General features: G+C 62.4%; 19 protein-coding genes. 10 read left to right on the forward strand and 9 right to left on the reverse strand.

Annotated elements, in window-relative coordinates:
- The first annotated feature begins 128 nt into the window (after positions 1–128).
- Positions 129–1,067 (forward strand): LysR family transcriptional regulator, encoded by a 939-nt coding sequence (locus OO258_RS05670; protein WP_266029160.1) that lies wholly within the window; start codon positions 129–131, stop codon positions 1,065–1,067.
- A 222-nt stretch (positions 1,068–1,289) separates the two neighbouring features.
- Here the strand turns inward: OO258_RS05670 and OO258_RS05675 are convergent, their stop codons facing one another.
- The 3 genes from OO258_RS05675 to OO258_RS05685 are packed head-to-tail and all read right to left on the reverse strand — an operon-like array spanning position 1,290 to position 3,325.
- On the reverse strand, positions 1,290–2,528 hold the full coding sequence (locus OO258_RS05675; RefSeq protein WP_266029161.1) for an MgtC/SapB family protein: 1,239 nt from the start codon (positions 2,526–2,528) through the stop codon (positions 1,290–1,292).
- Positions 2,513–2,743, reverse strand: a complete 231-nt coding sequence (locus OO258_RS27460) for a hypothetical protein (protein ID WP_280341217.1) — start codon at positions 2,741–2,743, stop codon at positions 2,513–2,515. The genes OO258_RS05675 and OO258_RS27460 overlap by 16 nt, the downstream gene beginning before the upstream one ends.
- 33 nt (positions 2,744–2,776) lie before the next feature.
- Positions 2,777–3,325 carry a GNAT family N-acetyltransferase gene (locus OO258_RS05685; RefSeq protein ID WP_266029162.1) on the reverse strand — a complete coding sequence of 183 codons (549 nt, stop codon included), beginning with the start codon at positions 3,323–3,325 and terminating at the stop codon, positions 2,777–2,779.
- A 200-nt stretch (positions 3,326–3,525) separates the two neighbouring features.
- On the opposite strand from OO258_RS05685, the gene OO258_RS05690 reads away from it, so the two are divergent.
- Positions 3,526–4,218, forward strand: coding sequence for a phosphoribosyltransferase (locus OO258_RS05690; RefSeq protein WP_266029163.1), 693 nt, complete (start codon positions 3,526–3,528; stop codon positions 4,216–4,218).
- A 76-nt stretch (positions 4,219–4,294) separates the two neighbouring features.
- Here the strand turns inward: OO258_RS05690 and OO258_RS05695 are convergent, their stop codons facing one another.
- Both OO258_RS05695 and OO258_RS05700 read right to left on the reverse strand, forming a co-directional pair.
- Positions 4,295–5,662, reverse strand: coding sequence for an erythromycin esterase family protein (locus OO258_RS05695; RefSeq protein WP_266029164.1), 1,368 nt, complete (start codon positions 5,660–5,662; stop codon positions 4,295–4,297).
- A gap of 59 nt (positions 5,663–5,721) precedes the next feature.
- On the reverse strand, positions 5,722–6,291 hold the full coding sequence (locus OO258_RS05700; RefSeq protein WP_266029165.1) for a GNAT family N-acetyltransferase: 570 nt from the start codon (positions 6,289–6,291) through the stop codon (positions 5,722–5,724).
- A 226-nt stretch (positions 6,292–6,517) separates the two neighbouring features.
- Here OO258_RS05700 and OO258_RS05705 point away from each other — a divergent pair, with 226 nt between their 5' ends.
- Positions 6,518–7,249 carry a helix-turn-helix domain-containing protein gene (locus OO258_RS05705; RefSeq protein WP_266029166.1) on the forward strand — a complete coding sequence of 244 codons (732 nt, stop codon included), beginning with the start codon at positions 6,518–6,520 and terminating at the stop codon, positions 7,247–7,249.
- Here the strand turns inward: OO258_RS05705 and OO258_RS05710 are convergent.
- A complete protein-coding gene (locus OO258_RS05710) occupies positions 7,218–7,952 on the reverse strand; it encodes a hypothetical protein (protein WP_266029167.1) in 735 nt (244 codons plus the stop codon). The genes OO258_RS05705 and OO258_RS05710 overlap by 32 nt on opposite strands.
- Before the next feature lie 190 nt (positions 7,953–8,142).
- On the opposite strand from OO258_RS05710, the gene OO258_RS05715 reads away from it, so the two are divergent.
- From OO258_RS05715 to OO258_RS05725, 3 genes are read left to right on the forward strand one after another with little or no spacing between them, the layout of a single operon-like run.
- Entirely contained in the window at positions 8,143–8,703 is a 561-nt protein-coding gene (locus OO258_RS05715) for an Hsp20/alpha crystallin family protein (RefSeq protein WP_266029168.1), read from the forward strand.
- A 58-nt stretch (positions 8,704–8,761) separates the two neighbouring features.
- A complete protein-coding gene (locus OO258_RS05720; RefSeq protein WP_266029169.1) occupies positions 8,762–9,226 on the forward strand; it encodes a CBS domain-containing protein in 465 nt (154 codons plus the stop codon).
- A gap of 34 nt (positions 9,227–9,260) precedes the next feature.
- Positions 9,261–11,636 carry a phosphoketolase gene (locus tag OO258_RS05725; protein ID WP_266029170.1) on the forward strand — a complete coding sequence of 792 codons (2,376 nt, stop codon included), beginning with the start codon at positions 9,261–9,263 and terminating at the stop codon, positions 11,634–11,636.
- A 104-nt stretch (positions 11,637–11,740) separates the two neighbouring features.
- On the opposite strand, the gene ftsH is transcribed toward OO258_RS05725, so the two are convergent.
- Complete coding sequence (gene ftsH, locus OO258_RS05730) at positions 11,741–13,582, reverse strand: ATP-dependent zinc metalloprotease FtsH (RefSeq protein WP_266029171.1); 1,842 nt, start codon at positions 13,580–13,582, stop codon at positions 11,741–11,743.
- 25 nt (positions 13,583–13,607) lie between these two features.
- Positions 13,608–13,817 (reverse strand): BON domain-containing protein, encoded by a 210-nt coding sequence (locus tag OO258_RS05735; protein ID WP_266029172.1) that lies wholly within the window; start codon positions 13,815–13,817, stop codon positions 13,608–13,610.
- A 190-nt stretch (positions 13,818–14,007) separates the two neighbouring features.
- Here OO258_RS05735 and OO258_RS05740 point away from each other — a divergent pair, with 190 nt between their 5' ends.
- Entirely contained in the window at positions 14,008–14,262 is a 255-nt protein-coding gene (locus OO258_RS05740) for an outer membrane lipoprotein OprI (RefSeq protein ID WP_266029173.1), read from the forward strand.
- 6 nt (positions 14,263–14,268) lie between these two features.
- Positions 14,269–16,551: a heavy metal translocating P-type ATPase gene (locus OO258_RS05745; RefSeq protein WP_266029174.1), complete on the forward strand. Its 2,283-nt coding sequence runs from the start codon at positions 14,269–14,271 to the stop codon at positions 16,549–16,551.
- A gap of 68 nt (positions 16,552–16,619) precedes the next feature.
- On the opposite strand, the gene OO258_RS05750 is transcribed toward OO258_RS05745, so the two are convergent.
- Positions 16,620–17,516 carry a universal stress protein gene (locus OO258_RS05750; RefSeq protein WP_266029175.1) on the reverse strand — a complete coding sequence of 299 codons (897 nt, stop codon included), beginning with the start codon at positions 17,514–17,516 and terminating at the stop codon, positions 16,620–16,622.
- 163 nt (positions 17,517–17,679) lie between these two features.
- Here OO258_RS05750 and OO258_RS05755 point away from each other — a divergent pair, with 163 nt between their 5' ends.
- Both OO258_RS05755 and OO258_RS05760 read left to right on the forward strand, forming a co-directional pair.
- Positions 17,680–18,558, forward strand: coding sequence for a universal stress protein (locus OO258_RS05755; RefSeq protein WP_266029176.1), 879 nt, complete (start codon positions 17,680–17,682; stop codon positions 18,556–18,558).
- Positions 18,559–18,788: 230 nt separating this feature from the next.
- Complete coding sequence (locus OO258_RS05760) at positions 18,789–19,979, forward strand: cation:proton antiporter (RefSeq protein ID WP_266029177.1); 1,191 nt, start codon at positions 18,789–18,791, stop codon at positions 19,977–19,979.
- The last annotated feature ends 35 nt before the right edge of the window (positions 19,980–20,014 follow it).

A 20,014-nucleotide genomic window follows, 5' to 3' on the forward strand; every position in this document is an offset into this window, starting at 1 on the left:
AGCGGGAATGATATTTTCGTGCTCCAATTGCCACAATCCATCAGATTGGCAAGACTTAATTGCGATTTTAGCAATACCTGGAGCGGCCAGGGACGTGATCCCTGGCCCTGAACAAGGAGCGATTGGCGATGAGTGAAGTGATGCACCTCAAGGCGCATCGTTACTTCGTGATGGTTGCTGTCACGGGTAGCTTTGCAGCAACGGCCCGACACTTTCAGGTGCCGGCATCCTCTGTTTCCCGTTTCATCGCAGCCCTCGAAAAAGAACTCGGGCAGCAGTTGCTGTACCGCAACACTCGCGCAGTGAGGCTCACCGACGCTGGCGAGCGCTATTTCCAGCAAATCCGCGAAGTATTGGAGCTATTGGACGCAGCCAACGAGGATCTAGGAGGAAAGGGCAGTGAGATACGCGGATTGGTGAAAATCAATGCGCCTGTCGCGTTGGGCCGACTGCACATCGTCCGCCTGGTCGAAAGGCTCTATGCAGAGTACCCGGAACTTGTTGTCGAACTGACGCTTTCGGACCTGTACATCGACCCTGTCCAGGAGGGCGCAGACATTACAATCAGGGTAGGGCACCTGGAGAGCTCGGCACTCATTGGCCGCAAGATCTGCGACCAGCGTTACGTGCTATGCGCGAGCGCTGAGTATGTAGCCCTCCACGGGGCCCCGCAGTGCCCGGAAGATCTGAAAGCCCACAATTGCCTGGTTTACAAAGGGCAAGGCGGCATGCAGCGCTGGCACTTCCGGCTACACCCGAAGGACGAGCTGGAAGTGATCAATGTCCAGGGCCCATTTCGCAGCAACAATGCCGAGGCGCTTGTCGAGGCAGCGCTGGGGGGCATGGGGATCGTTCTATTCCCCTCCTGGTTGCTAGGCAAGGAGCATTTCGTCAACGGTCAGTTTATCCAGTTGCTGCCGGAATGGACGGGATCCATAGAACCGGTGACAAGCCAGATTCACCTGATTTCGCCTGAAAACCGCCTTCGTTCCAAGAAGGTAAGCGCGGTATCAGCGTTCTTGTTGGATGCGATCGGGTCGCCGCCTTACTGGGATGACCTTGGGTAAGGGACATGGGCACTTCTGGTAAGTAGCAGATGGTGGTCTTTAAGGTTGCCAAGCACGGCCAGGACCGGATCACTTGCCATTGTGAACTCAACTCGTTGTTCTTTTGCGGTGGACGTGTCGGCCATGTAAATGGTTCGTCTGTTTAGCGCAGGTTCGCTGGTTTTCTTGACTTGGACTTCATACCGACGCGGGGCACACGTCGCCCTCAGCAATCCTGCGGACTTATGCGAGCAATCCTAACCACATCGCACTGAGAATCACGAGCTGCGCCGGAATGAGGTATCGCGCGAAATCGTAGCCGCCATTGCTGAACGCCAGCACGCATTTGGTCAGCGTGTTTGCCGTCAACGCCATCATGCCCGGGGTGACCAGATCGGCCACTTCAAGCCGGCCAGCGACGACCAGTGCGGCCACCGAAGCCATCGCCGCGTGGGCATCGCCCAGCCCGCTGACGAATGCTGCGATGCTCACACCATTGTGGCCTAGATGCTGAAGCAGGAAGGCCGAAAATAGTGCGATACCGGTCAGGGCAAGTGTGATGATCAGGGCCGTCCAAAGGCTGAAGGCGCCCTCGCTTTGATGCGCTGCCGTGGTGCCTGAGGTTGTGCGCCAAGGGGCGAGCAGCAATAGTCCATAGGTCACGGTAACTAGGCCCCCAAGCCCGATCGATGCAATGAAAGGCGTCAGCAAGCGCTTGTCTACGACTGCCAGTACCAGGGCGAACTGGCTGATGCTGGCGAGGTTGCACAATACGGCCGCCGCCGCATAAGGCCGGGACGTTGTCCCTTGCTGCCGGGCCTGATGAGCCAGCAGCGCAATGGTCGCCGAGCCGGAGGCAAAGCCCGATGCGATGGCGCTCAAGGGCAGGCCATAACGGGGGCCCATCAACCGTACGGCGATATGGCCCAAGGCCCCGACGGTCATCAGCAAGACCACCAGGGTGCAGATCGTGCGTGGGTTGAGTATCTGATAGGGCCCGAGGAAACGATCCGGTGTCAACGGCAGCACCACCAGTGCCACCGTCAGCAACATCAGGCCATCGCGCAGTTCCTGCTCGCTCAGTTGCTGCAGTACGAAGTGATGCAGCTGACGGCGCAGGGCCAACAGCAAGGTCAGTACAACGCCTGCTGCCGTGGCGAGTTCGGGTTGGTTGAAGCTCAGCGCGCCCAGGATCAGCACCAGCAGCAGGGCGACCTCGCTGGTGACTTCCGGGTCCTTGTCGGCATGTTTACGGTAGTGCATGCAAAGCATCAGCACCAGGCCTAGGCTCGCCACCCCGACCAGCATCGCGCCCGCGAGCAGCATGCTGACATAGCCGAGCAGGGCGGTGATGGCGAAGGTTCTGAGCCCAGCGGCTGCGTGGTCTTCGTTTTCGCCTTTCTTGCGTTCACGCTCAAGCCCGACCAGCATGCCGATGCCCAGGGCCACCGCACCATGGCCTACATTCACGGTGTCGAGCATGGTGCCCCCGGGTCGTCCTTGTGTGCGCCATTATCGCCGCCCTGTTCCAGCGCCATTAGCGCAGGCGTGTCGAGTATCAGCCTGCCGGTGGGCTGGCGCAGGCCGCTGACGCGGGAATCCTTGCACGGGGTCGCCTGCAGTTTCAGGTGAATCGGATTGCCCGCGTGCAACGCAGCGGGTTGATCGAACAGCGTGACCTTCAGTTGCCCAGACATCGTCAGGCCTCCTTCGCGCCGCTTGCGCGATACTCAGGCGCTGAGGTCCAGCTCATGGACAATTTCGCTGACGTCGCCGCCCAGGTAGCGTGAGGTGAAACCCAGCGCCTTGGTCAGCCGGTGCATGGCATAGTTGTTCGCCAGGTCCCGGGAGACCATGCACTGGTAGCCATTGCGCCGTGCGGCCTCGATCAGGTGCTGCAACAGGCGGTTGCCCAAGCCTTTGCGCTGCCAGTCCTCGCTGACCGCCACCGCGCATTCGCAGTTCAAGCTGCCCGCTATGCCGGCATAGCGGCTGACGCCGACCTGTTGCAACTTGCCGTCCACATGGGCAAGTGCGACATAGGCCATGCGCTGATGCTGATCGACCGGCATCCACCGCGGGTCGAGGCTGGGCATTGCGCCACTGAGCCCGGCGATGAAACGAAAGCGCCTGGCCTCGTAGGCGATCGTGCTCAGAAAGCGCCTGTCCCGTTCGTGGTCGTCCTCGCGCAGCGGGCGGATCAACACGGCTGAACCGTCGTCAAGCTTTTCGACCCAATGTTCACAGGCTTGCGGCTGTTCGATCTGCTGCTCGTTCATGCGGCCCCCGCTGGTCTGAAGTGTGCCTCGTGCAGCCGTTATAACGCGGCCATCCGGTTCGGTTCTGACAATGGTCAAGTTCAGGGTCGATGACGGTTTTCTGATCTGCATCAAGCACCCGCGAGGCTATGCGCGGAACATCGCCTGCATCACCCTCCAATGCTGAAATGACAAGCGCCATTGCGGCGCGGGAGGTGTTCATGTCCAATGATCTTGCCTTGCCAACCTTGTTTGCCGACCGTACCCAGGCTGGACGATGCCTGGTCGAGCCACTGGCTCGCTACGCTGGCAGGTCCGACGTGATCGTGCTTGCACTGCCGCGGGGTGGCGTTCCGGTGGCCTACGAAGTCGCAGCCGCCCTCAACGTCCGGCTGGACCTGCTGGTAGTGCGCAAGCTCGGCATGCCATTTCACCCCGAGTTCGCCATGGGTGCGATAGCCAGCGGCGGAATCACTTTCCTCAATGACGACATGCTGCGGATCTATCCGGTAGACCCCGCGGTGTTCGACGCCGTGGTTGACAGGGAAACCGAGGAGCTGGCGCGGCGCGAGCAGGCCTACCGGGGAGGGCGGCCCGCCCTGCAGCTCAAGGATCAGGTGGTGATTCTCATCGATGATGGGCTGGCGACCGGCGCCACGATGAGGGCGGCGATCCAGGCTGCGCGTGCCCAGTCACCGGCGCGGATCGTGGTCGCCGTCCCGGTCGCACCGCCAGAAACGCTCGAAGCCCTGTGCGGTGAAGTCGATGAACTGGTGTGCCCGCTGGTGCCTGAGCGGTTGGTGTCGGTAGGCTATTGGTATCAGGATTTTCCGCAAACATCAGACGAAGAAGTCATGACGCTCATGGGGCAAGCCGATCACCAAGCGCTTTCCCGGAGTGCACCCCATGACTGAGTACAGGGGTGAAGTGCGCACGCAGACGATGAAGCTGCGCAAGTTGCGCACCGGCCTGATGGGGCTTCTCCGAGGCTCATACACCAAATGGATAGGTTTCGTCCTCAGGCTCAAGATGCTGTTGTTTCGGCAAGGGCAGGGCAGTCACCGGCTGGGTCTGCTCGAACCAGAGCAGCGCATCGAACTGCTCGGCCAGCACCGCCTCGAAGTAGTGGCTCAGCCGTTCGCTCTCGGGGCGATAGATAACGCCGATGGCGCGTTCGAGTAGCACCGTGGACAACACATGGCGCAACGCCTTGCGCTGTGGGTCGCGCCAGTCGCTGAGGCTGGCTGGCACGCCTGCGAGGCGGAACTGGTGCTCCCAGCTGTCGCTGCGCGAAGGACGGATTTCCTTGATCTGCATGTCGCCGTCCCAGTCATCGGCGGCGGCCACCTGGCCGCGGTCGGTGGCCATGCCGATCAGCACCGCGTCATGCCCGAAAGCGCTGCGGCAAAGCTGGCCGATGTTGAACTGGCCTTTCCAGCCCATTTCCGTGGCGCCGGCATTGCCGATATGCGAGTTGTGTGCCCAAACCACTGCCTTGGCGTGGGGACCTCGGTGTTCCAGCAGCGCGCGCAAGGTGTCGAACATGTGCCGGTCGCGCAGGTTCCAGGAAGCCGTTGAACCTCGGTAAATGGCCCGGTAGTACTGTTCCGCAGCGATGATTACGCGGGCGTTCTGCGTTGCGTTGAAGAAGGCTTCATCATTGCGGACAAGCCCTGACAGTTGCTCGGCGAGCATGACATTCAACTGCTGGACCACGGGTTGCTCGCAAGGCATGACGCCACCACGCTCGACGAAGTGCCCATACAGCGCGGGGTCGTCCTGCCAAGGCGTCAGGCAGCCGTAACGGCGGCGGGCTTCATGGGCCAGATGCGGATCGACCCGGTCCAGGTAGGCCAGGACTTCATGGATGGAATTGCGCAGGCTGTAGACATCCAGGCCGCGGAATTCCACGCGATGGTCGGTGGGCAGCAGGCGGTTGTGGCCGTGCAGCCAATGGGCGAAGGCTTTGACTTCGCTATTGCGCCACATCCAGGTCGGAAAACGGCTGAAAATATGGCGTTTCCACGCCGAATGCGTCAAGCCGCGAACGTACTGATCGACATGCCCGGCATCCGGCCAGTCGGCCTCGACGGCGACGATGTTGAAGCCGTGCTGTTCGATCAGGCGCCGGGTGATCGCCGCTCGGGCGCGATAGAACTCGCTGCTGCCGTGGCTTGCCTCGCCCAGCAGGATGACGCGCGCGTCAGCGTAGCGGTCGAACAGCGCTGCGAATGCCGGCGTATCCAGGTCCGGCAAAGGTTCGGCGTACTGATGGAGAACAGGGGCAATATCGGCAGTGTCGACCTGAAACTGCTTGCCGTAGAGTTTTTCCATCAATTTCTTCGAAGGGCTGTTCATGGGGAGACTCCCGTAGTCAGCCGCCGCGCCTTGACCCGTCAGGGTGCGGCGGCCCAGGGTCAGATCAGGGAGAGTCGGTGGATGACCTGGCTGGGGTCATCTGGGTCAGCAGCGGTGGTGAACCCCGCCGCCTTGGCCAGATCGCGCATCGCATGGTTGGCTGCTGCGTCGACCGAATACATCTGCCGCAAGCCCTTGGCCCGGGCATGGTCGATCAGGTGCTTGAGCAACAGGCGACCCAAGCCATGGTGCTGCCAGCTATCCATGACGGTAACGGCGCATTCGCACTCGTCCTTGTCGCTGGCGGTGGCGTAGCGGGAAATGCCCACTTCCTGCAATTCGCCATCCACGTGGGCCAAGGCGACGTAGGCCGCCTGCCGATCCTGATCGACCTTCATCAGCTGGTCGAGCATGGCTTCACCGGGCTCCCTGAGCTGGCACAGGAAGCGGAAATGCCGCGATTCGGGCGACAGCCGTTCGATGAAGGCTTTTTCGCGTTCTCGGTCCTTGGCTTGCAAGGGCCTGATCAACACGTGAACGCCGTTTTCAAGGGCTTCGATCCAGTATTCACCCGAAGGTTTGGGGAACGAAGGCGTTGTGTGCACACGGGAAGTCTCGGCGGGCGCCATGGCAATGTCCTCTGGGTCGAATGAACAAGGAAATTCAGTTTCGGCAGCGGATCAAGCGCTGACTTGACAGTTGTCAATTGCTTCCCACATGACCTGTCAAACCGATAGAAAAAAACGGGTATAGCCGGGGGGTAGCGTCCGACCCTTGGTCGGACAGACCGCTAACGTTTAGTGGACCCGCTAACGTTAATAGATACCCGCCTTGCAAAAAAGCAGAGGCATCGTCATGTCAGGCCCTGCGGAATTGGGGGCAAGGCCCCATGTGAAGTGCCTTGCGTGCTCGTTGAGCCGGCTTTGCCTGGCAGCCAGCCTCAGTGCCGACGAAGTGGCCAGGCTGGAGCGAATTGTCCGCCGTAACCGACCGTTGAAGCGGGGCGAGTACCTCTTCAAGGCCAATGACCCCATGGAGTACGTGTTTGCCTTGCGCTCCGGGGCGATCAAGAATTTTCTGCTGAATGCCGAGGGCACCGAGCGAGTGACCGGCTTTCTCCTACCGGGGGAAATGCTTGGGCTGGACGCTATTGGTGCCAGTCATTACCGAAGCTTTGCCGTTGCCCTGGAAATTTCACTGGTCTGCGCCATCAGGCTGGACCAGCTGGTGGACCTGTCCGGCCAGATTTCGGGGCTGCGCTATCAGCTGCTGCACATGCTCAGCCTGGGGATCCAGGGGAAGGACGAGCACCTGCGCTGCTGCCATGGGCGTGCCGAGCAGCGGTTGGCGATCTTCCTGCTGGGCATGTCCGCGCGTTATCAGGCGCGAGGGTTGCAGGCTGATGTGTTCAGCCTGCCCATGTCCCGTGGTGATATCGCCAACTATCTGGACCTCACGCAGGAAACGGTCAGCCGACTGTTCAGCCGCTTCGTCCATGCAGGTTTCATGCTGTGCGCCGGGCGTGAGGTGAGGCTCATCGACATGCAAGGCCTGGTCAACCTGACCCGCCTGGAGGCGCCCACTTGAGCGCGGCAAGCACCCGGTCATAGCGTTGTACAGGCCCGCTCTCGGGGGCGTGCCCCACCCCGATCGGGCGTGGCACATGATCCGTGCGTATCCAGATGCGCTGCGGTGCTACGCCTGTTTGCCAGCACAGTTGGGCTATCTGGCGCGCCACCTGTGGCGGTGCGCAACAGTACACCGTGTCCGGGCGGCAAGTTGTCAGCAAGTGTCTGGTTTGCCACCAGCCACTGCTGTAGTCATGCGGCAATGGCGACAGCGCCGACAGCCAGGTTCGACAATCGTCTGGCAGCAATTCGGCCGCAATGCCGTCATGTGACAGTTGCAATTGTACCCAGGGCAGCCAGCAGCGAATCTCATCCAGCGCACCCAACAAGGGCAGCAAGCCGTCGGCGCGACTGATGGCCAGCAACTTTGTACTTTGCAGGGGCAGCGGCCAAGCGCTGCCAAGCGGCCCGGAATAGTCGAACAGCTCCCCCGTCCGGCCCAGGGGCTGCGCACTCTGGGTGCTGACGATAAATTGCCCGGCCACGCCAGGTAGGGTCACGTAACTGCATGGCCAGCACGCGGTACGACCACTGAGCACGCAGTACTGGCCAGCCATTGCCTCGCTGCATGGCTGGCTAGAAAGGGCCAGGCGCACGAATTGCTGAATGCCCAGGCCGGGCAATGTCTGTAGCAAGCGGACGCTGGCACCCTCCCGGTCCATGACTGCCTCGCACTGTAATGATGACTCGCTGTAATTAGCCTAGACGGTGGCCAATCTGGCACTTTGACCAGGATCAAACCAGCGGGCGGCAGGGACTTCACGTTGTTGATAAAGGTCAAATGGGCTGCTGCGCCACGGCGCATGATCAAGGCGTCTCCCTGGGAGGCATTACTCATTCGAGGAGGACGCCATGTCAGAAGTTGCCAAGAAAGTGCCTGTTACCCCCGCCGCCACCCAGCCAACCAAAGCTTCGCCGCCCAGCTTCGAACCTTCGGAGCTGTGGCGGCCCTTCCAGCAATTGCGCCGTCAGATCGACAGCCTGTTCGAAGATTTCGGCCGGCGGCCGATGCGCATGCCGTTCAGCCACACACCGTTCGATGTCGAACCTTTCTGGCGGCGTGACCTGTTCACCCACGGGATGCCGGCCATGGACATCAGCGAGCTGGCCGAGGAGTACCGCATCAGCGCCGAGTTGCCTGGCGTGGAGGACAAGGATATAGAGATCAAACTCGTCAATGGCAACCTGTTGATCCGCGGCGAAAAACAGGAAGAAGTGGACGAAAAACGCAAGGAATATCACCTGTCCGAGCGCCATTACGGCAGGTTCGAACGGGTGTTCCAGCTGCCACGTGAAGTCGACGCTGAGAAGATCAACGCCCAGTTCAACAAGGGCGTGCTGCTGGTGCACCTGCCCAAACGCGCCGAAGCCATCCATCCGGAAAAGGTGATTCCGATCAAGAGCGGTAAATGAGCACCCATCCACGCTGCATCGAGGAGCAGGGAGGCTCCGCCTGTGGAGGTAGAACATGATGTCCATTGGCAAATACTGCAACCGGGACGTGGTCACCGCACCACCCGGTATCTCCATCCATGCCGCGGCGCGGATGATGAATCAGTACCATGTCGGGGATCTTGTGCTGGCCGAAGATGTCGACCGCGAGCGTTGTCGGCCCATCGGCCTGATCACCGATCGCGACCTGGCGTTGCGGATCATTGCGCGCAACCCACCAGATGAGGAAGACCTGCATGCGGTCGATGTGCTGCCCCGGCCTCTGATCACCGCCAACCAGAACGAGGACCTGTTCGATGTGATCCTCAATATGCGCCGCGCCAATATTCGACGTATTCCGGTAGTCGATGATTTCGGCTTGCTGGTCGGAATCGCTACGGCGGACGACCTGGTGGGCCTGCTGTCGGACCACCTGCACGAATTGTCACTGCTGATCCGTCAACAGAGCCGGCGTGAGGAAGATCTTCGCGGCGAAGACCTTTGAGCGCCCCCGTGCGTGATGACGATAGGAGGCTGGCATGAGTGATTTCCCCGGTACTGAAGAGCTCGAAAGCCTGGACGCCTATTGGCGGGCGGCAAACTACCTCACCGTTGGCCAGATCTATCTGCAGGACAATGCCTTGTTGACCAGGCCTTTGACCTTGACCGATGTCAAACCTCGGCTGCTGGGCCACTGGGGGACTTCGCCGGGGCTCAACCTCGTCTATACCCATCTGAACCGGTTGATTCGCCAGTACAGCCTCAATGTGCTGTTCGTAACTGGCCCTGGCCACGGCGGTCCTGCCCTGGTCGCTCAGGCATACCTCGACGGTACCTACACCGAGCTCAATCCATCGGTCGAGCGCAACGCACTTGGAATGGCCCGGCTCTTTCGGCAGTTTTCCTGGCCTTATGGCATTGGCAGCCATGTCGGTCCCCATGTGCCTGGGTCCATTCACGAAGGGGGCGAACTGGGCTATTCGCTGGCCCATGCCTATGGTGCCGCCCTGGACAATCCGCAACTGATCGTGGCGTGCGTCATTGGTGATGGTGAGGCCGAAACCGGGCCACTGGCTGCCAGCTGGCATTGCAACAAGTTCCTCAACCCCGCCCGCGACGGTGCGGTGCTGCCCATCCTGCATCTGAACGGCTACAAGATCGCCAACCCCAGCGTGCTGTCGACGATCAGCGAGGAGGAACTGACCAGCCTCATGTATGGCTATGGTCATGATCCCTATTTTGTCGAGGGTGACGAGCCTATGGAGGTCCATCGCGCGTTGGCCAGGACGCTGGATGTCATCTACGAGAAGATCAGCCAGATACAGCGCCTGGCGCGACATGCCGAAGACCCGCATGCGGTCGATAGGCCATTGTGGCCGGTGCTGATTCTTCGTACCCCCAAAGGGTGGACGGGGCCCAGGTACGTGGATGGGCAACGCGTAGAGGGCACCTGGCGGTCCCATCAGTTGCCTTTGGCGGACCTTGACAAAGCGCCGCACCTGATGCAGCTGCAACAATGGCTCGAAAGTTACCGTCCCCATGAGCTTTTTGACACACAGGGCACGTTGCTGCCTGAGCTGGCCGCGCTGACCCCGACTGGCCGGCGGCGCATGAGCGCGAACCCCCATGCCAACGGTGGTCTCTTATTGCGGGCACTGGATTTGCCGCACTACGCCGATTACTGCGTGCCGATACCGGGCCCCGGTCAGGTGCGGGCCGAGGCAACCAGAGTGCTGGGCGGTTATGTGCGCGATGTCATGAAGAACAGCATCGCGTCGCAGAATTTCCGCCTGTTCGGCCCCGACGAAACGGCGTCCAACCGTCTGGATGCGGTATTTGAGGCGACCGACAAGGTGTGGCTGGATGCTCGGGCCAGCGATGATAGAAACCTTTCGCCACAGGGGCGGGTCATGGAGATCCTCAGTGAGCACATCTGCGAAGGCTGGCTGGAGGGCTATCTGCTGACGGGCCGCCATGGCCTGTTTTCCTGCTACGAAGCCTTCATCCATATTGTCGATTCGATGATCAACCAACATGCCAAATGGCTCAAGACAGCTGCCGAGGTGCCCTGGCGCAAGCCGATCGCCTCATTGAACATCCTCCTGACTTCGCATGTCTGGCGGCAGGACCATAATGGTTTCTCGCACCAGGACCCGGGCTTGCTCGACCTGCTGGCAAACAAGAAGGCCAATCTTGCGCGGATCTATCTGCCACCTGACGCCAATTGCCTGTTGTCGGTGGCTGAGCATTGTCTGCGCAGCCGTGGGTACATCAATGTGATCGTCGCCGGCAAGCAGATGGAGTGGCAATGGCTCGATAGCGAAGCGGCCGCCGTGCATTGCCAGTCAGGTATTGGACGCTGGGGCTGGGCCTCCCACGATGACGAGATGCCCGAGGTGGTGCTTGCCTGCGCGGGCGATGTGCCGACACTGGAGGTGCTGGCGGCGGTTACACTGCTGCGGGAGCAGGCTCCTGATGTGCGCGTGAGGGTGGTGAATGTCGTTGACCTCATGGCGCTGCAACTGTCGCAACAGCATCCTCACGGGCTGTCCGACAGCGACTTCAATGGGCTGTTCACCGAAGATCGACCGGTCATCTTCGCCTTCCACGGTTATCCGGCGTTGGTCCACCGCCTGATCTACAAACGTGCCAACCCGCAACGCTTTCATGTGCGCGGTTTTCGCGAAGAGGGCGCAACCACCACGCCGTTCGACATGGCAGTCATCAACAACCTCGACCGCTACCAGCTGCTGCTCGATGTGTTCGAGCGCGTGCCACGCTTGCAGCCCCAGCTCGAACAGGCCCGCGTCCGTTACTGGGCAATGATGCAAAGGCACAAGCTCTACCTCATCGAACATGGCGAAGACTTGCCTGAAGTTGCGCAATGGCGTTGGGCTTCACCACCAGGTGCCTGACGCATCCTGACTTGGCCTTCCAGTACTTCTGCATTCCGAGGTCCAGGAAAAATGCGGGCCAGGTGATCAACACCATCGTGGGTATTCCGGGCAGGATCGGCGGTTCATTTAGTGGACTCGACCAACACATAGGTGGCGGGCTCATTGGCCTGCGGTAGCAACGCGGGGAACTCCTCGGGGGTGATGCTCTCTTTGGCCAGCAACAGCCGCGCGCCTGCATCCAGGTCGTTGCGGCGCTGCTCCAGCAAAGACCGGGCACGGCCATAGGCTTCTTCGAGCAAGCCGCGGATGGCCAGGTCGATCTCGCGCGCAGTCTGCTCGGAGTAGTCCTTGTGCGCCTGGTGCAGTATCGAGTCTCCCAGAAAGCCGGCTTGTTGCCGCTCCAGTACCGCCTGGCCCAACACCGGGTTCATGCCGAAACGGGTGACCAGCTGGCGGGCTATGTCGGTGGCGCGCCCCAGGTCGTCGGCGGCGCCCGTGGAGACCTGGCCGAACGCAAGGTGCTCGGCGGCACGCCCGGCCATCAGCACGACAAGGCGGTCGCGCAGCATCTGCGCGCTGATCAGGAAGCGGTCATCGGTCGGCCGCTGCAGGGTGTAGCCCAGTGAACCCGCGGCGCGGGGAATGATCGACACCTTGTGAACCGGGTCCATCGCCGGCAGGCTGCTGGCGGCCAGGGCATGGCCCATTTCATGGTATGCCACCACCTGGCGCTCGTCGCTGCGCAACACGCTGCCTTTGCGTTCGACGCCTGCCACCAGGCGCTCGACCGCCGCGGTGAAATCCTGCAACTCGACCCACTGGCTGGAGCGCCGGGTGGCAACGATGGCCGCCTCGTTGACCAGGTTGGCCAGGTCGGCGCCGGTCAGGCCCGGGGTGATCTCGGCAATCCGCTCGCAGTCCAGGTCGTTCTTGTAGATGATCTTATGCAGGTGGACTTTGAGGATCGCCAGGCGGCCCTTGCGGTCGGGTCGGTCGATGAGAATCTGCCGGTCGAAGCGCCCGGCACGCAGCAGCGCCGGGTCCAGCACTTCCGGGCGATTGGTCGCTGCCAGCAGCACCACGCCTTCACGCGGGTCGAAGCCGTCGAGCTCGGCGAGCAACTGATTGAGGGTTTGCTCTTTCTCGTCATTGCCGCCAAAGCTGCCGACGCCGCGCATCTTGCCCAGCGCATCCAGCTCATCGATGAAAATGATGCAAGGTGCGGCATGGCGGGCCTGGTCGAAGAGGTCACGCACCCGCGCGGCACCGACGCCCACGAACATCTCCACGAACTCCGACCCGGAGATCGAGAAGAATGGAACCGCCGCTTCCCCGGCGATGGCCTTGGCGACCAGGGTCTTGCCGGTGCCGGGTGGGCCTACCAGCAGCGTGCCCTTGGGCACATGGGCGCCAAGGCGCGCATACCACGCCTTGTTTTTCAGGAAGGACACGATCTCGGTCAGCTCGCCCTTGACGTCGTCGATACCGGCCACGTCGGCGAAGGTCACCTGGGTGTCATGCTCGACATAGACCCGCGCGCGCGACTTGCCCACCCCCATCAACCCGCCCAGCCCCTGTTTCTGCCCCAGGCCATGAAACAGGAAGTACCACAGCACCAGCATCATCACCAGCGGCATCAACGCGGCCACCACGGTCGCTACCCTGCTGTCCTCGACGACGCCAGAGAATGCCACTCCAGAACGCCCCAGCTGCTCGCTCAGTGCCGGGTCGACGCGCACGGTGGAGAATACCGAGCGGCCATCGATCGGCTCCTGCAGCCTGCCGAGGATACGGTCGTGCTCGATATGGAGGTCGCTGACCTTCTGCTGATCGAGCAATTGCAGGAACTGGCTGTAAGGGATGGCCAGCACGGCTGGCTGGTTGAACAGGCCGAACTGCAGGGCAGCGAGCACCGCCAGGCCGGCTGCCAGGAAGTAGAGCTTCCAGGGCTGATCCTTGTTCATGACCAACTCTCCTCGGCGCGCGACGCTAGGCGATCAACAGATAATCTTCGACCTTGCTGACGCCCGGCACCGACCAGGCCGCACGCTCGACCACTTCTCGCTCGCGCAGCAAGTGCACCTTGCCTTCCAGCTTGACTACGCCGTCCTGCACCGTCACACCGATGCTGGCGGCGTTGATATCGGGTGTGAATTCCAGCTCTTCGAGCACAAGGTCTCGCAAGTCAAGGTCGTTCATGATCGGCTCCGGTAGCGGCTGGGGGAGGGGCTGAAGTGCCCTGAGCCCTTGTTTTTACCCTTGTGCCGGCCAGCGCGATTGATAAAGGTCAAACCCGGTGAACAGGGCGCTCGCGGTTGACAAATGTCAGGCTGCGGCGCATGCCGCAACCGATACTCAGCGTGTCTTGGACATGCACGAGGGTATGGTAATGCGACGCTATGTGCTTTGCGGGTGGGCAAGCCTGCTGCTGATGACCGCGTCCGGCTGCACGGCGTGGCGCGCCGAGGAGTACGATGCGCGCCTGGAATCGGCGGAGAACAATGCCGCCACCGCACGGTTGCGCGCCGATCAAGTGTGCTACCGCATCGATCTGGTCGAGCAGACCGCCAACGAGGCACTGCGACGGGCGATCCAGGCTCAGGACGAGGTGCAGCAGCTGCGCCAGCAAGCCAGACGCAAGTAGCCCGCCATGCTACGTCGATGGCTCGACCCCACACTGTTGATGGTCTGCCTGCTGGCCTTGCTGACTGGCGGCGTGGCCTATGCTGCGCAGCGACCTGCCTGGGCCGCGCTGGTCTGGGCAACTGGCGGCCTGGTCATGGCCGGAGTCCTGGCGGTGGAAATGCTCAGGCGCCTGGCCCGGGGGGAGGCCGGTATCGACCTGATTGCCTTGTTGTCGATCACCGCCGCGCTGGCGCTGGAGAACATGCTAGTGGCTGCGGTGGTGGCGCTGATGCTGGCCACCGGCCGAGCCCTTGAAGCGTTCAGCGTGCGTCATGCCGAGCGCGAACTGCGCGCGCTGATCGACCGGGCGCCGCAACGTGCCTGGATCCAGGAACAAGACGGGCTGCGCGAGGTTGCGGTGGACCAGGTCAGGCCAGGTCAAGCCGTGCTGGTGCGCCTGGGTGAGATCGTGCCAGTGGACGGGCGCCTGCAGAGTCCACAGGCCACCCTGGACGAGGCGGCACTGACCGGGGAGTCGTTACCCGTCACTCGCCAGTGCGGCGAGTCGGTGGCCAGCGGGGTGTGCAACGTCGGCGCGCCGTTGGTGCTAGTGGCCACGCAGACCGCGGCGCAGAGCACCTACGCTGGCATCGTGCGTCTGGCCGAGACGGCACGTCAGTCACGGGCGCCTTTCGTGCGCCTGGCTGACCGCTACGCGCTGGCCTTCATCCCGCTCACGTTGCTGGTCGCCGCGCTCGCCTGGTGGGTCAGTGGCGACCCGCAACGCGTGCTGGCGGTGCTGGTGGTCGCCACGCCTTGCCCCTTGATATTGGCGGTGCCGATAGCCGTGCTGTCGGGCATCTCGCGAGCGGCGCGGCGTGGCATTCTGGTGCGCGATGGGGCGGTACTGGAGGCGCTCGCCGGGGTCCGTCAGGTCTTTCTCGACAAGACCGGTACCTTGACCAGCGGCCATGCCCGATTGCAATCGATCGAGCTTAACGGGGAGGGCGCGCCGCTGCAGATCTTGCAGTGGGTCGCGTCGTTGGCCCAGGCATCCACCCATCCGATCGCGCGGGCTATTGTCGACGCGGCCCTTGCGCGGGGCCTGAGCCTGGCGGCGCCGCAACTGGTGCAGGAGGCTCCAGGCCAAGGGGTGGCCGGCCAGGTACAAGGCAAAGCCGTGCGCTTGGGGCAGCTGGCTTACGTGCAGCAGGGCAGGGCGGCGGGCCCTTGGGCACAGGCGTGCTTGCAGCAGCTCGACTATCTGGCCAGCAGTGGCAGTTTCGTGGCCGTGGACGGTGAATTGAAAGCGATGCTGCGGCTGGCCGACGATGTGCGCCGGGAAACACCCCAGACCCTGCGTCGGCTTCGAGCGCGCGGGATCGACAAGATTGTCATGCTGACTGGCGACTGCCCCCAGACGGCGCAAATGATCGCATTGACGGCGGGTATCGATGCGCTTCACGCTGGCCTTTCACCGCAGGACAAGGTCCGTCTGGTGCAGGAAGGTTGCCGAGGAGGCCGCACGCTGATGGTCGGGGACGGCATCAATGATGCGCCGGCACTGGCTGCCGCCGATGTCGGGGTTGCCATGGGCGCGTCCGGCGTGACTGCCTCGGCGCAGTCAGCCGGCGTGGTCTTGCTGGTCGACAGGCTGGACCGTCTGGTCGAAGCGCTCGATATCGCCCGGCACGTCGTGCACATCGCCCGGCAAGGCGTGTGGGTGGGCATGAGCCTCTCGCTGCTGGCCATGCTGTGCGCTGCGGCCGGCTACCTGCCTGCGGTGATGGGGGCGGTACTGCAGGAAGGCATCGACTTGTTGATCATCCTCAATGCCCTGCGCGCCCTCGGCCCGGTTAACGGCGATGGCCGCAACGGGTTGCCGGCCGCGAACCTGCTGCGCATGCAGGACGAGCATCGGCAACTGGACGGGTTGTTGACCGAACTGAGCCAGATGGCGCGGGACTTTGCCAGCCGCCCTGCAGAGCAGGCGCGGGCCGACCTCAGGCACCTGGTCGCCGCCCTGCATGGCTTGCTGGAACGCCATGAGCGGGACGACGAGCAGCGGCTGTACCCGCTGTTGAGCCGGTACCTGGGGGGCGAGGACCCGCTCTCGGCGCTCAGCCATACCCACCGGGAAATGTTCAGGCTGATCCATTTGCTGACACGCATGAACGAGGATTTCGCCCAGGCCGGCGCCACCCCGAGCGCCGATGAAATCCAGCACCAGCTCATACGCCTGGATACCCTGGTGAACCTGCATTTCGACCAGGAAGAGGCCTTGTACCGTTATCTTGACCAACATTGACTGGCAACTGTTGCGCCGCTGCCCGGTCCCGGTCTACTTGCTCGGTGCCAGCCGGCCGGCGTTGCCAATCAGCCGTGGATTGCCAGGATGCTCGAATGCACCTTGTACAGGGTTTGCTCGGTGGTACTGCCGATGACCTTGGCCAACCCTTCATGGTAAAGCGTGCCCATGACAACCACATCGAAGCCATGCTGGTTGGCGTACTCGCTGATGGCACTGCGGGCAGCCCCGCGTATCAGGTGCAAGTGGTCCGGCTTGATGCCGTAGTGGCCCGCGAACCGGGTCAGGCGCTCCCGCGCTCTACCCGCCAAGTCTTCGATCACTTCGTTGGTCCATGCCACGGGGGCGGCGGCGTAGGCGACGAAGCTGGGGCTGGGTTCGTAGGCCTGGAGCACATGCAGTTGTGCCCTGCAGCGCTGCGCCAGTACCTGTGCAGCCTGCAGGATTCGGTCGTTGCACTTGTGCACCGCAGGGTCATCTTCGACCAGATCCACGGCCGCCAGCACCCGCACAGGCAGTGCTGCGTCAGCCTGAGCTACCAGGTGCAACGGAATCGGGCAGTGGCGCAGCAACTGCCAGTCCAGTGGCGTGAGCAGGGCACGGCTGACGACGGTTTCGTGGCGGATGTCCTTGATCAGCATTTCCACGCGGTGCAGTTGCGCCAGGCGGATCAGGTCCTTGAGTGGATCATCATCATCCAGTGTTTCGGCATAGGCGGTAATGCCCTGCTCGCCAAGCGCTTTCGCCTGCTCGTGTAGCCATGCCTTGCGGTGCTCGGCGTCTTGCTTGCGGGCACTGCTGCGCAGCAGCTGGTCAAGGGTGGTCAGGCGTGACGGAAGTTGGCTCAGCACCACTAGGTGCAACGTGGCGCCTGTGGCCTTGGCCAGCGCTTGTGCGCGCGCCAGGGCTGGCGAGGCGTGCAGGTCCGGGTGGCATATCAGTAGCAGTCGCGTCAAAGCGTTCATGATGGCCTCCGCAGCGACGGGCCGCCGCAATGACGGCACACGGGCTCAGACCTAGGGTGGCGCGATGGCGCCTGGGGGCCTTGATTTTTATCAAGAACGCACCGGCAACTGCTTCGATAATGACAAGCGTACGCCAACCAACAGCCGCGCCGGGAGGTGCCCGATGAACCCGTATCGCCGGATTCTGCTGATCATGACCGAGGCCCAGCCCAATGCCGCGCTGTCCCGTGCCATGGCCTTGGCTTTGGCGTCTGGCGCTGCCCTGCACGTGCTCGGTATTCATGAGCCCGGCGAACTACGTTTGCGCCACGAGTTGCAGGCAGCCCCGCTGCCGTCCGTTTCCTTCGTGCACTTCAGCACAGCGCTCAAGGCACTGCTCGACGAACACCCGGCAAGGGGGGGACGCCCAAGTTTCGAGGCCGTGGAAACCTCCGATCCCCGCGACCTCGTGCCGGCCTGCATCGCCCGCTACGCGCCCGACCTGGTGATCAAGGGCTGCACGGGCTGTTCGCTGATCGATCAGCTGGCCCGCACCTCGCTTGACCAAGTGCTACTGCATGCAAGCGAGGTGCCGTTGATGTTCGTGCCGGAGAATGCCCCACCCCTGCCAGGTAACGTGCTTGTCGCGGTGGATGTCTCCCATCCCTCGCCGCTCAATGACGCGCTGGTCGCGGCCGGTCAGCAACTGGCGATGCAATGCCACAGCCAGTTGCAGCTGCTTTCGGCTTACGACCTGCCCATCGCCATGCTGGCCAACCCGCACCTCGCCGGCCCTTGGGCGGACGAAATGCGTGAATCACTGCAGTTCCCGTTCGATGCGTTGGCCGACGCCCATGGCATCGCCCACAGTCATCGGTTCTTCAGGGAAGGTGCGCCGTTGCGCGTCATCAAGTCCCATATCGCGACGCAGGGGATCGATGTGGTGGTGGTCGGCGCCGTGCAGGCCCGACGGTGGGCCAAGCTGATCGGCGATACCACCGAACGGCTTGTCAGTCGGGCGCCGTGCAGCATCCTGACGATCAGGCCCGCAGCCGGCAGTTGAGTCAGGCGCAATCGCGGGTCCGGCCATGGCGTAGGTAGTCGCAAGGTACTGCGCGTGGAACTGTCCGAAATATTTTGTTCTTGAAGCGTGGGGGATGGCTGCTGGCGGCCTCGTCGGATCTTTATTTCCCGCATAGTTGACCTAAGATAACTTCTGCCGCCTTTCAGATCGTTGCATTGCGCGCACAGTGATAGCGTTCATACATACGCTTATCGTCCCGAGGCGTGCCCATGTATCAGAACCTGGCTGTTCTCACCGCCTTGCTGGTGCTGTACGCCAGCCTGGCCGGCGCGCTTGAATCCAAACCTGTCAATGGGCCGCTGGTGTTTCTGCTGGCGGGCCTGGCGGCGGGGCCGTCCGGGCTTGGGTTGTTGAACCTCTCGTTGGACCGCAACGATCTTCGATTGCTGGCCGAGCTTACCCTCTCAATCGTCCTGTTCAACGATGCCGCCAAGGCCGACCTGGGCCAATTGCGCCAATCCAGTAGCCTGCCCCTGCGTCTGCTGGCCCTGGGTCTGCCGCTGACATTGATTGCGGGCTGGCTTGCCGCGTGGCTGCTGTTCCCACAGATGCCCTGGCTTGAGATGGCGCTGTTGTCGACGATACTGGCGCCGACCGATGCGGCCCTTGGCAAGGCAGTCGTGAGCAACCCCGAGGTGCCGGCCAATGTGCGCGAGAGCCTGAATGTCGAAAGCGGATTGAATGACGGCATATGCGTGCCGGTACTGCTCTTGCTGTTGGCATTGTTGATGGAGGCTCACTCGACGATGCCGTTTGCCTTGGCGGGTTATTTCTTCGTGGAGGAGTTGGGCATAGGTGTGCTGACGGGGGCGGCGCTTGCTCTGTTGGTGGGCGGGTTGTTCCGTCTGTCGCAACGCCATTGTCTGCAGATCGAGGCCTGGCAGCAGTTGGTGATGCCCGCGTTGGCATTACTGAGCTTCGCGTGCGCCCAGGCATTGGGGGGGAGCGGCTTCATCGCCGCGTTTTGCGCAGGGTTGCTGACAGGTTACCTGTTCAACCGGGAAACGCAGCCGTTGATCGTCACCGGTGAGTCGTGCGGTGAAGCGCTGTCGTTGCTGACCTGGGTGGTGTTCGGTGCCTACGTGGCGCCCAAGGCTTCGCAGATCCTGTCGCCCTCCGTCTGGTTTTACGCACTCGCCAGCCTGTCGCTGGTGCGGATGCTGCCCGTCTGGCTCAGCCTGGCGGGCAGCACACTCAGCGCCGAGAACCGCTTGTTCATCGGCTGGTTCGGCCCCCGTGGTCTCGCTTCCATCGTTTTCGCGATATTGATACTGGATGCGCCGTTGCAAGAGGGTGGCACGATCATCGCGTGCGCCATCGCTTGCGTCATGCTCAGCGTGGTATTGCACGGCGTGAGTGCATTGCCGGGGGCGCGCCGACTGGGGCGCAGCGCCCGATAATAATGGCGTGACAGGCGATCGACCAATTCCATCGA

This window comes from Pseudomonas sp. DCB_BI, assembly GCF_026240995.1.
In the GTDB taxonomy this organism is placed as follows: domain Bacteria; phylum Pseudomonadota; class Gammaproteobacteria; order Pseudomonadales; family Pseudomonadaceae; genus Aquipseudomonas.

Coding starts and splice junctions, on each gene's coding strand:
- OO258_RS05745 (WP_266029174.1), top strand. CDS start 14,269: ATGCTACGTCGATGGCTCGACCCCACACTGTTGATGGTCTGCCTGCTG.
- OO258_RS05710 (WP_266029167.1), bottom strand. CDS start 7,952: ATGGACCGGGAGGGTGCCAGCGTCCGCTTGCTACAGACATTGCCCGGC.
- OO258_RS05750 (WP_266029175.1), bottom strand. CDS start 17,516: ATGAACGCTTTGACGCGACTGCTACTGATATGCCACCCGGACCTGCAC.
- OO258_RS05690 (WP_266029163.1), top strand. CDS start 3,526: ATGTCCAATGATCTTGCCTTGCCAACCTTGTTTGCCGACCGTACCCAG.
- OO258_RS05670 (WP_266029160.1), top strand. CDS start 129: ATGAGTGAAGTGATGCACCTCAAGGCGCATCGTTACTTCGTGATGGTT.
- OO258_RS05675 (WP_266029161.1), bottom strand. CDS start 2,528: ATGCTCGACACCGTGAATGTAGGCCATGGTGCGGTGGCCCTGGGCATC.
- OO258_RS05755 (WP_266029176.1), top strand. CDS start 17,680: ATGAACCCGTATCGCCGGATTCTGCTGATCATGACCGAGGCCCAGCCC.
- OO258_RS05760 (WP_266029177.1), top strand. CDS start 18,789: ATGTATCAGAACCTGGCTGTTCTCACCGCCTTGCTGGTGCTGTACGCC.
- OO258_RS05685 (WP_266029162.1), bottom strand. CDS start 3,325: ATGAACGAGCAGCAGATCGAACAGCCGCAAGCCTGTGAACATTGGGTC.
- OO258_RS27460 (WP_280341217.1), bottom strand. CDS start 2,743: ATGTCTGGGCAACTGAAGGTCACGCTGTTCGATCAACCCGCTGCGTTG.
- OO258_RS05725 (WP_266029170.1), top strand. CDS start 9,261: ATGAGTGATTTCCCCGGTACTGAAGAGCTCGAAAGCCTGGACGCCTAT.
- OO258_RS05695 (WP_266029164.1), bottom strand. CDS start 5,662: ATGAACAGCCCTTCGAAGAAATTGATGGAAAAACTCTACGGCAAGCAG.
- OO258_RS05720 (WP_266029169.1), top strand. CDS start 8,762: ATGTCCATTGGCAAATACTGCAACCGGGACGTGGTCACCGCACCACCC.
- OO258_RS05735 (WP_266029172.1), bottom strand. CDS start 13,817: ATGAACGACCTTGACTTGCGAGACCTTGTGCTCGAAGAGCTGGAATTC.
- OO258_RS05715 (WP_266029168.1), top strand. CDS start 8,143: ATGTCAGAAGTTGCCAAGAAAGTGCCTGTTACCCCCGCCGCCACCCAG.
- OO258_RS05700 (WP_266029165.1), bottom strand. CDS start 6,291: ATGGCGCCCGCCGAGACTTCCCGTGTGCACACAACGCCTTCGTTCCCC.
- ftsH (WP_266029171.1), bottom strand. CDS start 13,582: ATGAACAAGGATCAGCCCTGGAAGCTCTACTTCCTGGCAGCCGGCCTG.
- OO258_RS05740 (WP_266029173.1), top strand. CDS start 14,008: ATGCGACGCTATGTGCTTTGCGGGTGGGCAAGCCTGCTGCTGATGACC.
- OO258_RS05705 (WP_266029166.1), top strand. CDS start 6,518: ATGTCAGGCCCTGCGGAATTGGGGGCAAGGCCCCATGTGAAGTGCCTT.